The 14704-nt window shown below is 31.6% G+C and carries 13 protein-coding genes and 1 rRNA gene; 2 read left to right on the top strand and 12 right to left on the bottom strand.

Annotated features, from left to right (window positions below):
• Nucleotides 1-191: ribosomal RNA gene (locus BUA92_RS18990) — 16S ribosomal RNA — on the bottom strand; the annotation flags it as partial.
• A gap of 411 nt (nucleotides 192-602) precedes the next feature.
• Between BUA92_RS18990 and BUA92_RS18985 the strand changes: the two genes are divergently transcribed.
• A complete protein-coding gene (locus BUA92_RS18985; protein WP_073022243.1) occupies nucleotides 603-1907 on the top strand; it encodes a hemolysin family protein in 1305 nt (434 codons plus the stop codon).
• A gap of 92 nt (nucleotides 1908-1999) precedes the next feature.
• The gene (locus BUA92_RS18980) at nucleotides 2000-2731 is read left to right on the top strand and encodes an NAD-dependent protein deacylase (protein WP_073022242.1); all 732 of its coding nucleotides are present in this window, start codon (nucleotides 2000-2002) and stop codon (nucleotides 2729-2731) included.
• Between the two features lie 75 nt (nucleotides 2732-2806).
• On the opposite strand, the gene BUA92_RS18975 is transcribed toward BUA92_RS18980, so the two are convergent.
• The 11 genes from BUA92_RS18975 to BUA92_RS18925 all read right to left on the bottom strand — a co-directional run bounded on the left by BUA92_RS18975 (nucleotide 2807) and on the right by BUA92_RS18925 (nucleotide 14682).
• Nucleotides 2807-3463, bottom strand: a complete 657-nt coding sequence (locus BUA92_RS18975; protein ID WP_073022241.1) for a class II aldolase/adducin family protein — start codon at nucleotides 3461-3463, stop codon at nucleotides 2807-2809.
• Nucleotides 3464-3531: 68 nt separating this feature from the next.
• Nucleotides 3532-4224, bottom strand: coding sequence for an L-ribulose-5-phosphate 4-epimerase (gene araD / locus BUA92_RS18970; protein WP_073022240.1), 693 nt, complete (start codon nucleotides 4222-4224; stop codon nucleotides 3532-3534).
• Nucleotides 4225-4251: 27 nt separating this feature from the next.
• Nucleotides 4252-4689: a ribose 5-phosphate isomerase B gene (rpiB, locus tag BUA92_RS18965; protein WP_073022239.1), complete on the bottom strand. Its 438-nt coding sequence runs from the start codon at nucleotides 4687-4689 to the stop codon at nucleotides 4252-4254.
• Nucleotides 4690-4781: 92 nt separating this feature from the next.
• Nucleotides 4782-5450: a ribulose-phosphate 3-epimerase gene (rpe, locus tag BUA92_RS18960; protein ID WP_073022238.1), complete on the bottom strand. Its 669-nt coding sequence runs from the start codon at nucleotides 5448-5450 to the stop codon at nucleotides 4782-4784.
• Between the two features lie 41 nt (nucleotides 5451-5491).
• On the bottom strand, nucleotides 5492-6541 hold the full coding sequence (locus BUA92_RS18955) for a galactitol-1-phosphate 5-dehydrogenase (RefSeq protein ID WP_073022237.1): 1050 nt from the start codon (nucleotides 6539-6541) through the stop codon (nucleotides 5492-5494).
• A 493-nt stretch (nucleotides 6542-7034) separates the two neighbouring features.
• Nucleotides 7035-7223 carry a ferredoxin gene (locus BUA92_RS18950; protein WP_073022236.1) on the bottom strand — a complete coding sequence of 63 codons (189 nt, stop codon included), beginning with the start codon at nucleotides 7221-7223 and terminating at the stop codon, nucleotides 7035-7037.
• A gap of 569 nt (nucleotides 7224-7792) precedes the next feature.
• Complete coding sequence (locus tag BUA92_RS18945; protein WP_073022235.1) at nucleotides 7793-9211, bottom strand: PTS galactitol transporter subunit IIC; 1419 nt, start codon at nucleotides 9209-9211, stop codon at nucleotides 7793-7795.
• A 20-nt stretch (nucleotides 9212-9231) separates the two neighbouring features.
• Nucleotides 9232-9537: a PTS sugar transporter subunit IIB gene (locus tag BUA92_RS18940; protein WP_021803685.1), complete on the bottom strand. Its 306-nt coding sequence runs from the start codon at nucleotides 9535-9537 to the stop codon at nucleotides 9232-9234.
• Between the two features lie 34 nt (nucleotides 9538-9571).
• Complete coding sequence (locus BUA92_RS18935; RefSeq protein WP_073022234.1) at nucleotides 9572-10021, bottom strand: PTS sugar transporter subunit IIA; 450 nt, start codon at nucleotides 10019-10021, stop codon at nucleotides 9572-9574.
• Nucleotides 10022-10040: 19 nt separating this feature from the next.
• Nucleotides 10041-12950 (bottom strand): sigma 54-interacting transcriptional regulator, encoded by a 2910-nt coding sequence (locus BUA92_RS18930; protein ID WP_341413347.1) that lies wholly within the window; start codon nucleotides 12948-12950, stop codon nucleotides 10041-10043.
• A gap of 211 nt (nucleotides 12951-13161) precedes the next feature.
• Nucleotides 13162-14682, bottom strand: a complete 1521-nt coding sequence (locus BUA92_RS18925) for a phosphohexomutase domain-containing protein (protein ID WP_073022233.1) — start codon at nucleotides 14680-14682, stop codon at nucleotides 13162-13164.
• Nucleotides 14683-14704 lie beyond the last annotated feature (22 nt).

The following is a 14704-nucleotide window of genomic DNA, read 5'->3' as shown; positions in this document are numbered from 1 at the left end:
ATGCCTTCATTTGACTTTATGCGGTATTAATCTCCCTTTCGGGAGGCTATCCCCCTCTATCAGGCAGGTTGCCCACGTGTTACTCACCCGTCCGCCGCTAGGAAATTACCGAAGCAATTTCCTCGCTCGACTTGCATGTGTTAAGCACGCCGCCAGCGTTCGTCCTGAGCCAGGATCAAACTCTCAATTTAAGTGTCACACTAATGTGCACAAATTTTAGTTTAATCTTACTCTAAGAATTACGTTGACTATAAAATAAGTTTATTCAAAACTTCTTAAGTTTCCTCTGTTTAATTTTCAAAGACCATTTTTGTTTTTTTGTTTTTCGCTACTGTACCGCAGCGACAAATAATATCTTAACACATATATTTCGACCTTTTTCTACAAATCTATCATATTTATCATATTATTTCTATATTCCTAAATAATTCGTTATTTTACTAAGTATTTCTTATATTGATACACTAGGGCCTGTATTCTTTAGTTTTGTGAATATTTATTATAATTTAAATTTTCAATCTTACTAAAACTTTAATATAATCATTAAATATGGTATTATATATTTCATAACATATTTTGTTTAATAACAAGGAGGAATTTTAATGGAATCAGTCCCTGAGGGTAGCGTCACGACTCAATTAGTTTTGATAGTTATCCTAACTTTAATCAATGCTTTTTTTGCATCAGCAGAAATGGCAATAGTCTCAATTAATAAAAATAAGATCAGACACCTTGCCGAAGAAGGCAACAAAAAAGCTAAATTACTAGAAGATCTTATGAACGAACCTAGTAATTTTCTATCTACTATACAAGTTGGTATTACCTTAGCTGGATTTTTTGCTAGTGCATCTGCAGCTACTGGAGTATCAGGACAATTAGCTAAACTATTAGATAGTCTAAGTGTTCCTTATAGTAGTAATGTAGCTCAAATTGTTGTTACTATCTTACTTTCTTATGTAACTCTTGTATTTGGAGAGTTATTTCCTAAGCGTATCGCCTTAAAGAAAGCAGAAGCTATAGCAATGTTTTCAATTAAACCTATAATTTTTATTTCTAAAATTGCTTTACCATATGTAAAACTACTTTCTGGATCAACAAATTTATTGCTTAGAATAACAAAGCTTAATGATGATGATTTAGAAGAGAAAGTATCTAAAGAAGAAATACGTTCTTTAATAGAAGTTGGACAAGAACATGGCGTAATAAATGAAACCGAAAAAGATATGATAGAGAGTATATTCGAGTTTGATGATACTATATCAAAAGAAATTATGACACCTAGAACCGATGTATACCTACTTAATATAGATACCCCTATAGGAGAAACCATTGATGAGTTATTAGAAGAAAGATTTTCTAGAATACCTGTTTATGAAGATGATATAGATAATATTATAGGTATTCTTTATATGAAAGACTTTATAGTACAGGCTCGTAAAGTTGGTTTTGATAATATTAATATTAGAGAAATTCTTCATCAACCTTATTTTGTACCAGAAACTAAAAATATAGATATATTATTTAGAGAACTTCAAGCCAATAAGAAAACTATGGCTATATTAATAGATGAATATGGTGGTTTCTCAGGAATACTTACTATAGAAGATCTTATTGAAGAAGTTATGGGTAATATAAATGATGAAGATGATCACGAAGAACCTCATATAGAAAAATTAGATAATAAGACCTATGTAGCAAATGGTTTATTATCTTTAGATGACTTAGCAGACTCTCTTCATATGGAACTAGAAGATGGCTATACAGACACTTTAGGTGGATTCTTAATAAATCTACTAGGCTCTATACCTAAAGATGGAGAGACTTATAATCTTACTTATGAGAATATAACTTTTAATATAGAGGAAGTTAAGGAAAAAAGAATAACAAAAGTAAGGATATCCTTATAAATTTTGTGAGTACCGAGAATAATAGTTCTCGGTACTTTTTATATATAAGTGATATAATATACTTATATTTACTTTAAATGTAAGGAGATTCTATGAGCATAGATAAATTAAAAGAAATACTTATAAATTCAAATAATATTGTGTTCTTTGGGGGTGCTGGTGTATCCACTGAATCTGGAATTCCTGATTTTAGAAGCGCTAGCGGCCTATTCAATGAGAAGTTAAATAAAACTTTTACTCCTGAACAACTAGTTTCTCATACATATTTTATGAGATATACTGAGGATTTTTATAAATTTTATAAAGATAAACTTATTTATGAAGAAGCTAAACCCAATGATGCTCATTTAGCACTAGCTAAACTCGAAAAACTAGGTAAACTAAAAGCAGTTATTACTCAAAATATAGATGGACTTCATCAAGCTGCTGGTTCTAAGACTGTTTTTGAACTACACGGATCTGTTCACAGAAACTACTGCACTAAATGTCATAAATTTTATCCAGTAGAATTTATATTAAAATCTTCTAAAACTCCTAGCTGCACAGACTGTGGAGGAACTGTAAAACCAGATGTTGTTTTATATGAAGAAGGGTTAGATGAGGATGTTATAAATGGAGCTGTTAATGCAATAGCTCATGCTGACACTTTAATAATTGGTGGCACTTCATTAGTTGTTTACCCAGCTGCTGGACTAATTAATTATTTTAAAGGAAAAAATCTAATACTAATAAACAAAAGCACTACCTCTGCTGACACTAAAGCTGATTTAGTTATACATGATTCTATAGGAAAAGTTTTAAAAGAATGTACTGAAGATTTATAGATAATAAAAGCCATCTTTCATACAAAAGATGGCTTTTAAACTTACAGTATTCTCTTTATAAAACTCCCCTTAGTCCTAAAACTTTATTTCAGAAGGATATCTCCATTTTTGAATTTCATCTAAACTTACAGCCTTAGGTTCTTTTCCACCATTCATCATAAGAGCTCTATAATAAATCTCTGCTAATTCTTCTACGTAGTTAGCTTTAAGTAGTGCGTCTTTACTATTTTTATCAACAGTTACTACTCCATGACTTTCTAAAAGTACTACATCAGCTTTTTGTATTGGTTCTATTACGCTATTAGAAAGTGCCGTTGTTCCTGGAGTTCCATAATCAGCTACTGGAATTATCCCTTCTTTTAATCCTAGTACCGAACACTCATACACTATTGCTGGTATAGGCTTTTTAAGCACTGCAAATGAAGTAGCAAATTTTGAATGAGTATGAACTATTACATTAACATCTGGTCTTGTCTTATATATCTGTAGATGCATTAAAAGTTCGCTTGTAGGTTTCATATCTCCTAATCTTTCTATTACATTTGCCTCCATATCAACTACACAAATCTGTTCATGAATAAGTTCATTTCTGTCAACTCCTGCTGGAGTTACAACCACTAAATTACTCTTTCTGTCTCTTATACTGAAGTTTCCTGACTTATGCCTGCAAAGTCCTAATTTTTCAGCATCTTTAGCTACTTGTAGAAGTTCCCTCTTTAAATTCTCTAACATATTCTATCCCCCTAATAAAATTAATAGCATAACAAGTCTTGAAACAAGTTATGCTATTAATTATTGAATTACTTAGTTTGTCCGTAATATGAGTTTGCACCATGTTTTCTTAAGAAATGTTTATCTAGTAAGTTACTATCTATAGATGCCAGATGAGTATTTAAGTTTAAAGTATCATAAGCCATTTTACAAACTTCTTCTAATATAACTGCATTATGAACTGCTTCATCAGCATCTTTTCCCCAAGTAAATGGTCCATGACTATATACTAGTACCCCTGGCATTTGACTTGGATCTATATCTTTAAAAGTTTCAACTATTACATTACCAGTTTCTTCTTCATATTGACCTTTTATTTCTTGTTCATTTAAAGCTCTTGTACATGGAATTGTTCCATAAAAGTGATCTGCATGAGTTGTCCCGAATGCTGGTACACTCTTAGTTGCCTGTGCCCATATTGTAGCCCAAGGTGAATGTGTATGAACTATTCCCCCAATATCCTTAAACTTCTTATATAATACTAAATGAGTTGGTGTATCTGAAGATGGTCTTAATTTCCCTTCAACTATGTTTCCATCTAAATCTACTACTACTAAATCCTCAGCTGTCATATTATCATATTCAACACCACTTGGTTTTATTACAACTAAGCCTGTCTCCCTATCTATTGCGCTAACATTTCCCCAAGTAAACTTAACAAGTCCATATCCCGGTAAATCTAAATTTGCTTTTAATACCTTCTCTTTTAATTGTTCTAACATTTTAAATTTCTCCTCTCTGATTTTAGTTTAATATGCTTCATAATCCTTAATTTGTTCTAATCTTCTTGTATGATGTTTTCCTATAAACTCTGTATTTAACCATATATCAACTATCATAAAAGCAAGCTCTTCTCCTATAACTCTTCCACCTAAACATAAAACATTGGAATCATTATGTTCTCTCGTTGCCTTTGCTGTGAATTTATCACTTACTAAAGCTGCTCTTATTCCTGGCACTTTATTAGCTGCAATTGAAACGCCTACCCCTGTACCACAGCATAATATGCCTTTTTCAAAATGTTTAAGAGCCACTTCTGTTGCTACTTCAAAAGCTACCTTAGGGTAATCTACACTTTCACTTGAATAGCTTCCAAAGTCTTTATATTCAATATTATTTTTCTCTAATTGCTTCTTTATTGCTTCTTTAAGTTCATATCCACCATGATCACAACCTATTGCTATCATACTCTCACCCCATAAACACTTATAAATACTGCTCTTACATCTAATCCATTTCTTAACTCATTTACCACAAAAAATCCTACTCTACTAAGACCTTAGTAGAATTTTGAAACCACTTTATTAAATTCAGCTAAGGTTTTAGAAATATCGCCACCTTCAAACATTGCAGAACCTATAACTATATCATTAGCTCCAAGTTCCATAACCTTTGAAATATTGTTTATATTTATTCCACCATCTACTTGTATATCAAAATCTAAACCTTTAGCCATTTTAAGTTCATGTAGTTCCTTTATTTTATGTCCAATAAATGGTATAAAGGTTTGTCCTCCAAATCCAGGCTCTACTGTCATAACTAAAACCTTGTTTAGCATTTCCTTAACATGTTTTATTGCCTCTATTGATGTAGCAGGATTTAAAGATACACCTGCTTTTATGCCAAAGCTTTTTATAGTATAAATAGTCTTATAGAGATGAGGGCAAGTTTCTGCATGAACTGTTATATTATCCGCCCCAGCTTCCACTAAAGCCTCAATAAACATATCTGGATTTTTTACCATCATGTGAACATCAAATTCTAAATCTTTGCTTATACCCCTAAGCATCTTAATTTGATCTGGTCCAAAAGCTATATTAGGTACAAAGTTACCGTCCATAACATCAATATGAAGTGATTTTATTCCATGACTTTCTAAGCTGTGTATATCCTTCTCTAAATTACAAAAGTTTGCTCCTAATATTGAAGGTGATATTTTTATTCCCATCTCTATTTCTCCTTTACTATATGCTTTAGTATTTTAAACATCTAAAATTCTACTAGGACTTTATTGAAGTAAATTTTTCTGCCAGCCATATCTTCTAAGTACTTACCTACTTCTTCAACCTTTATCTTATGAGATATCATTGGTTTGAATTTAATTTCACCCTTTGACATGAAATCTATAGTTGCATACCAAGCTCTTCCTGGATATGGTGATGTATATGAATTCCAAGAACCTTGTATCTTAATTTCTCCTCTTAATACACTTTCTATGGACTCTTCTTTTAGATGTAATTCAGAATGAGATATTCCAAGATAAACTACTCTTCCTCTTTTTTTAGCTATTAGTATTGCTTGCTCTTGTGTGAATTTACTTCCTGCTGTTTCTGCAACTACATCAGCTCCACCATTAGTTAATTCTCTAATTACTTTAACTGCATCACAATCCTTTGAATTAACTGTTATGTCTGCACCTAATTCTTTTGCAAGTTGTAACTTTTCATCAAATATATCAACGGCTATAACTTTTGAAGCTCCAAAAATCTTAGCCCATTGCATAGTAAATTGACCTATTGGACCACATCCCATTACTACAACAGTATCCCCAGGTGTTATTTCTGCCTTAGCTAATCCATGATAACCTATTGTAGCTGGCTCTATTCCTGCTGCTGTTTCAAAATCTAATGTATCAGGAATCTTAAGTACATGTTCCTTTGGAACCTTAGTATATTCAGCAAAAGCCCCATTACTTCCAGTTCCTATAATATTGTAATGATCGCATAAACCATAATTTCCAGCTCTGCAATATTCACATTCTCCACAAGGTATAAGTGGTGCTATAGCAATTCTATCTCCTTTTACAAAATCTGTAACATTTGCTCCAACTTCCTCTATCTCACCGCAAAATTCATGTCCTAATATTAATGGATACTTTCTTGCCCCACTAACCATTGCTCTTGGTAAATCTGATCCACATATTCCTGCATATTTAACTTTAACCAAAACATCATCTGATCCTATCTGTGGAATGTCTACCATCTCACATCTAATATCTTTTAATGCATGTATAACTGCTGCTTTCATTTTTCCTTCCATTGAACTATTACTCCTTTCAGAAGGTTCCTAGTAGGATACCCTTATTTAAAAAGTTCACCTTTTGTAATTAATAAAAAGCAAGTCCCATGCCAACCAAAAATATAAATTTACACTGTATGTAAAAGCAGATTTTTACAGTAAAACTTCCATCTTCATTACATTTCCTTAAAAATTATCCTTTTTCATAAAATGTTTATGCTTTTTGGGCACCTTTGTACTGTAGGAGCGCACCTCAGCTCCATCAAACTCCTTTTAACTACTATTCTGTAGGAGCGCACCCTAAAGGAATCTTACGAGACTTGAGAAGAAGTCTCTACAGAGCATTAGTGCAGCTCCATTAGATTCCTTCCACCGCTAATCTGTAGGAGTGTATCTTAAAGGAACAAAAAAAAGACTACATCTCCACAAATCACATGACTTCTCATCATTGTAATTTAAATAGAATGTAGTCTACTTTTATAAGTTTAAAATTAGTGTCTAAGTTTTAAGTTAATTACTCTACTGTTATAGCACTTACTGGACATTGCTCTTCAGCTTCTTTTGCACTTTCAACTAAGTTACCTTCAAGTTCATTTTCTACTGCTTGCGCTTTTCCTTCATCGTCCATTTCAAATACTTCTGGACATACAGCAGCACATAATCCGCAACCTATACAGGCATCCTTATCAACAAATCCCTTCATAAAAAGCTCCTCCTTAAAATAATTATTCACTTTTGATTACCATTAATTTCTATAAGTGATTAATTAAAGTGTATCACTTTGTATAGCTCATTTCTGTAACTGATGTTACCTCTGTATAATTATTTATTGGTATACGGCTCTACTCCTTTACTCCCCTACTTCTTTACTCCTCTACTGCTTTCCTCCTTTATAGAAATAGACTATGAGAAACTTAATGAAGTTCTTCGAACTTCTACAGAGCAGTGGTTAAAAGGATTTAATGAAGTTCTTCGAACTTCTACAGAACAGCGGTGCATTTTTAATTACCTAATTACCTAATTAAGTAATTATCTAATTATTTAATTATCTAATTACTTAATTATCTAATTACTTAATTATCACCGTACTACCATAAGTACGGTGATAATTAAATAATTAAGTATGCAGTTTTTTATTCTTTAGAGGTAGTATTACAATAAATGAATTTTATAAGACTAATAGGAGTTTCTACAGCATGAAGGTGTATAACTTCACAAATAAAAAATGTAGCGTGGCCTTAATAAGCCATCACTACATTTCTATTTTAAATATTAAACTGCTTCTGCTATTGGTTCTGGGTTATTTTTTGCAGCTTGTCTTTCTAGGTAATCATAGATTACATCTTTGTTCTTTCTGAATAATAATAGTAATACTACATATACAGCTACTGCTAAACCGATAAATATAGGATTTTGACTTAAGAATGCAAAGAATACTAATCCCATAAGTGGTTTTCCTAAAATATTAAAGCTTGTTATCATTAAAGCTCCTGCAGGTAGTGCGATTCCTACCCCTGTAGCTATTTCAGTAAATAATGGTGCTGTGTAAGTACACATTAATAGTCCAAGTCCAAACCAAATGATTCCATTAACTATTGTTTTAGCCATGTTACCATTTGTTAATGCAACTATACCTTGTACCATGTAAGGCAATGCTAGTAAATCTACAACTGGTAATACTTTGTTTCCTGGTAAAACCATTGCTACTACTACCATGATTGGAATTAATATAACTCCACTGATTAATGTAGCTGGTTCACCATATCCTGTAGCATCATTAACACCTAGGTAGAATTCACGTGTAGAGTTAGAACCTTTTTTAAGACTCTTTCTAGCAGCTTCAGTTATTGGAAGGAATGCTTGAGCAAAAAGTCCTGCTATCTTAGGGAATATAGCCATGATTGCACTTGTTGCAATACCCATCTTAGTTATTTCTCCCCAAGCTGCTAAAGTGTTAAGTGATGTTAAGTTTCCAAGTGCACCTATAAACATACCTAATAGTAAACCTAAAGAAATTGGTTCTCCAAAGAAACCTAGTTTCTTTTGTAGTATTTGTGGATTTAACTTTATTTTATTAAATCCTATTGCATTAAGTATTGGATCAAAAGCTGCTGTAAATACTGCTGCTTCTATATTATGCATAGCGATTATTGTACAGTTTGGATATTGATAATAACTTGACCACCTTTTTGCCATAAGCTCTGCAATTAATAAGCTGTACATGTTTAATAAAATCATGCAAGCTAATGCTAAGAACATGTTTTTAGTAACTACAAATACCATTGAACCCCATACTATATAAGAGTAATTATTCCAAAGATCTGAAGGTTGGAATACATTTGTAACTTTAAGAACAAATAGTAAAGTCTGAACTATCAAACCTACTGCTAAAAATATCATTCCTGGTTCAGTTGAGAATGCAACTAAAGCTGTTGCTTGCCAACCTACGTCGAAGGCAGGTAATTGAATTCCTGTTGTATCTACCATCTTTTGAACAATTGGTGATATGATTGGTGTAAATGAATTTAATAATAACGTGAACCCTTCAAGTCCTACCCCTGCATATAAAGCTGAAAAGAAAGCTTTTTTAGTTTTTACTTTTAAGATTTTTGCTATAACAAAAATCATTATAGGAACAAATATTGGTGCTCCAAATGTATCAAAAATTTGTTTTAGTGTTTGAAAAAACATCTTGACCCCTCCCCTTTATTCTACTTTTTACTTAATTTTTCAATAACAGCCATAACTTCATCAAGGAATTCTTCTTCTCCAAATCCAGTTAAGAATCCTACAGCATTAATAGTAGGAATACCATAATCTGCTTCTGGAAGTGGACTTGTATGAGTTATAAAATCAAAACCTCCTCCCGATACTAAATTATAAGCTTCTGTTGGTCTAGCTTCCTTAGTTGTAATATATATACCTCTTTCTTCAAGTTCATCTTTTAGCTTTTCAGCTATCATTGATGAAGTAACTGTTCCTGATCCACATACTGATAAAACACTGAATTTTTTCATTTTACATTCTACCCCTTTTCATATTATTTTTATATTAGACTGCCAAGCAGCGTAATAGCTCATTTACTTCTTCCTTTGAGGAAGCTTTTTGAAGATTCATCAACAATTCTTTGTTTTGGAAAACTGACATTAATGTTTTTAGTAACTGAACCTGTGCATTAGGATTTTTTACTGCAAGTAAAAATACTAATTGCACTTTTGTTTTTTGTGTAGGGTCTATCATCATATTAAACTCTACCGGTTCCTCTAATGTAGCAATTGCTATTGTTGACTCATTTACGTGACCTGAATCTGTATGTGGTATAGCTACGCTAAACCCATCTATAGGTAATCCAGTAGGAAGTGTTTCCTCCCTATCAAGAACTGCATCTACATAACTATCTAGAACATATCCTTTTGATAACATAAGACTTCCTAACTTTTCTATGACCTCTTGTGACGACTTTGCTTTTAATTTTAGTTCGATTAAATCTAAATCTAACATGATATTTTCACTCCTTTAATTAATTTAATATATAGTAAATTTTATCTTTAAACTCTTTAATGCTTTTAGTAGCCTTTAATTCTTCTATAAACTCTTGTTTTAAGAATGGCTTTAACATACTTTTTACAAGATTTTTATCATTAACTCTAAGGGTTGGTAGACATACTATTTGAACATTACCAAATCCCCAACTTATAGGTCTTTTGAGTTTTACGAAAACCATAGAAGATCTTTTTACTTCTGATGTATCTCCATGAGGCATAGCTACTCCCCCTTTAAAGAAGGTTGGAACTATTTCTTCTCTTTTTAGTACAGAATTCATAAAACCTTTATTTACATATCCTTTATTTATAAGTAAGGAGCACATTATTTCAATTAACTCCTTAGCATTTTTAATATCGGGTTCAAAGAGAATTAAATCATCATCATATATTGAGCTACTATTAAGCTTGCTTTTATTTAATATAAATTCCAGTTCTCTTGATCCGTTATTTATTAATAGTGGATCATAAGGTATAAAGTTTATTCCCTCAATCTCTGGATTTATAGTACCTACTATTGCTATAATCTTATAATTCATTCCTATTTCTTTAATCTTTTCCCTTAGCTTTTCATCCATAACACCTAGCTGAAATATATTGAGATTAGGATAATTTTTTAAGTAAGATTCTTTTATAAATAAAGCTGTTCCTTCTCCAGTTAAACAAAGTGTAACTATTGCTTTAGGTTTTGAGGTTTCTTCTACAATTAAGTTAGGATAACTTACTCTAGATCTAGTTAGGCTGAAATAAATTTCATCTAAATCGCTATCGTGTAAAGATGCCTTTCTAGCGGCTTCTATAACACTTAATAAATCTACTCTGTCTATTGTCCTAGTTTTTATTCCAAGCTTGTCTGAAATCATTCCCCCAACCTTAACTAATGAGCCCATATCAACTAAAAATATTATTCCTTTTCCTTCATCCACTATTTTAGAAACTGCTAGGGCCTTTTCATAAATTACAGATGGGTTTTCACTTAAAGGCATATCTATTGCTACTGGGAAATTAACATTTAATAGTTGTTTTGTGACCTTTACTATTTCTGTAGCAATCTGTCCATGAGATAAAACTATTACCCCTACTCTACTTTCATTTGGTTTCTTTTCAGTGGCTGCCTTTATATACATAGCAATGAATCCAACTTCATCCTCTGGTATTTTTATGTTTTTCTTCTTTTCTAATTTTTCTGCAAAACTTAATGCTGATCTATATTCTTCAAAGAGTTCGTCCTTTATCTTAGCTAAGTTAATGTTAATTATCTGCTGTTTAAGCATTATCCTCTTAACAGCTTCTTCAAGATGTATAGCTAAATAAAGAAATACGTTTTCATTCGATGAGTCAATGTTTTTAATCAAACTCCCTCTTAGCTCTTTAACTAAGTTAACTATATCTCCATCAATAAGATTTACTAAATCATTTAAGGTAACTAATTTATCCTTGTCCCCATCAAATTCTAGATCCTTAAACTTATTTACTATAAAGGTCCAAAGTATCTCTTCACACTCTTCTGCTTCCATATCTAGATTTAATAGTTCATGGTACTTCTTTTCAATTTGAGAATAAAAATCTTCTAAAAACACATCATCATTTTTACTGTTTTTTAAAACCTCTATCTTATTTCCAGACAAGGGAATGAGTATCATATCCTTGCTATACTTTCTAACTTCCATTACATTTACATCTTCTAGCATAAGACCATTATCAACTATGTTTGATTCTAAAACTTCGTCATAACCTATATTGATTATGTCTTCGCTTCTATTTATGTGTTTCATAAATGCTCTGGCGCAAATGACCTTTATTATACTTTTCAGCTGGCCTATATTTCCGTTAAACTTTTTTAGTGTCAATATTTCAATTACTCTTGCCTCTATATAAATCTTGTAATTGATTCTGTCGCACTCTTCTTGAAAAAACTGATATATAAGATTAATTTTTTCTACAAAAAATCTTTCTTTTAATGACGGTATAGAAATTATCATAGGTATTCTTCTTCTAAATGTTAGGAGAAGCTGAGATTCTATGTTTTCTGTTGTAGCACCTATGAACATTATATTTACTTTTCTTTCAACACCTGTTTCCCCAAGCCTTCTAAATGTACCCCTATCTAATATTGAGAAAAGTATTTCTTGTCCTTTTGGGGGAAGTCTATGAATTTCATCTAAAAAAAGTATCCCATTATTTGCTTGTTCTACTAATCCCTCACTATCTGAATCTGCTCCTGTAAAAGCACCTTTTTTGTATCCATATAATAAGGATAATAATAATTGAGGATTGTCCCCATAATCTGCACAGTTGAATATTATAAAAGGCATGTCTTCTGAACCTTCTCTATAATTCTTAGCAAACTTGTACATACTCTCTGCAAATTGTGTTTTACCAACACCACTCTCACCTGTAATTAATGTAGGAAGTCCAAAAGGTGGATATAGTATTGCTGATTTAGCTTGATAAATACATTTTTTTAAACTTCCGTTATAACCTATCAAAAGTTCAAAGGGATCTGAGTATTCATCTCCATCAATTATCTTTTCAATATTTTCACCGTTTTCTTGCAATAACTCTTCAACTACATGCCTCGATATATCAAAACCATCTTCTAAAAGTTTCCTAGTTATTTTACTTACATTTATTTTAGGATCTTTTTTTAGAATTTCTTCTACTTTACTTTCAAGATAAGGTTTTCTTCTTTCTCGAGAGTTTCCTATATTAAGTTCTTTTCTTAATGCGGTGATATTTTCTCTTGATGTAGCTAACATCTTTGCAAGCTTAGCATCAGTATAAGGATCTTTTTTGTTTTCATTTTTTATTAGGTTTATAAACTTGTCTTTTAAATTCATACTAAATCCTCCTACGTTTATATATTTAGCAAGTGCTGTGCCAAACATATTTCTAATTGTAATTTATCTCCTAACCCCCTTTCTAAGCCAAAAGAAATTAAACTGTATACATTTTCAAAAATAGACTTACGTTTTCTGTATACATTTTCTTAAAATTTTATACTAATGTTAGATTTATTTAAATGAGAAAGTTCTCAATTTTGAGGCAAAAAAAAATAAGGTCAGAGATTTTACTCTCTAACCTTATTTGTGTATTTCTTTATAATGCTAATTCCTTATATTTCTCCAAAAGTTTAGCTAACTTACTATAAATATCTTTTGCTCCACCACTTAAGTCACTTTCTATATTTAAAGCAAGTAAAGGCTCATGAAGAGATAATCTGAGTAGGAACCAGCCTTGTTCTTTTAAGCAATTAATTTTTATTCCTTCATAGTTTTTAGGTTCAATACTCCAGCCTTCTATAGTAGAAACACTCTCTTTTAAATCTTCTATAACAGACTGTCCGTAAGGTCTAAAATCTTCACACTTAATTTTTATCCTTTTTTCTTCAGTTTCTAAAGGATGTTTTAAGTCTTTTATTAAGGAATCTATATCCTTGCCTTCTTTTTTCAGTTTGGACATTTCTATAAGGATCTTTACTATAAGGTAAGCCCCATCATCTAGAAAATAGTTTTCCTTTAAAGCTGCATGCCCTGAAGTTTCTATTGCTAGAGGAGATACGATGCCTTCTTCATTAAGTCTTTTAGCTTCGTTTATGACATTTTTATATCCTCTTTTAAATCTATGATGAACTCCACCTAAGTTAGTTATAAATTCTGCTAATCCTGTTGAGGTAATAGAATCTGTAACTATAGTTGCGCCCTCATTTTCTTTTAAAACTATAGAAGATATTAATGCTATAAGAGCATTTTTATTTATCTCTTCTCCTGTTTTAGAAACTATTGCTGATCTATCTACATCGGTGTCAAAGATTATTCCTAAATCTGCTTTTGAGTTAAGTACTGCATTTTTTATAGATTCCATAGCTTCTTTGTTTTCTGGGTTAGGTATATGGTTAGGGAAAGTTCCATCTGGGTCTAAAAACTGACTACCTTCAATGTCTGCCCCAAGTTCCTTTAATACCTTATCTGCAAAGAATCCACCTGCTCCATTTCCTGCATCCACTATTATTTTGCTTCCTGCCAATGGTTTTTCAGTTCCTACAGCATTTCTTACTTTATCAACTAGTAATTTAGAATAGTCTTTTACTAAATCTATTTCTGAAACAGTTCCTTGTGATACCACTATATAATCTTCATTATCTTCTAAAGCCAAATTTATTATTTCATCAATATCTTCTTTTTCACATCCCCCAAGTGGAGTGAAAAATTTAAGACCATTATAATAATATGGAAGGTGGCTAGCTGTTATCATTATTGATCCATCACATTTATAATCTTCTAAAACTGTAGTCATAAACATAGATGGTGTGGTAGTAATCCCACAATCATCTACATTTACTCCAACTTTAGTTAGAGACTCAGTCAAAGCTGATTTTAAACTAGGACCTGATAATCTTGAGTCCATACCTAATGCCACTTTTATATTATCTTTATTATTTGACTTATTTTTTAAAAACTTTGCAAAACCAACTCCAAGTAATTTCACAATTTCGGGGCTTAGGGTTTCTTTGTACTCTTCAGTTTCTATAGCTATTCCCCTTATATCCGTACCATTTTTCAGCTTTTTTAATGTAAGTTTTGTATTATCATCTACTACATTATATAAACTTGTGCTCATGGTTATTTCCCCCCTTAGTAAT

Origin of the sequence: Clostridium intestinale DSM 6191, from assembly GCF_900130055.1 — a bacterium.
In the GTDB taxonomy this organism is placed as follows: domain Bacteria; phylum Bacillota; class Clostridia; order Clostridiales; family Clostridiaceae; genus Clostridium_T; species Clostridium_T intestinale.
This window is presented reverse-complemented; position numbering and strand designations above follow the sequence as displayed.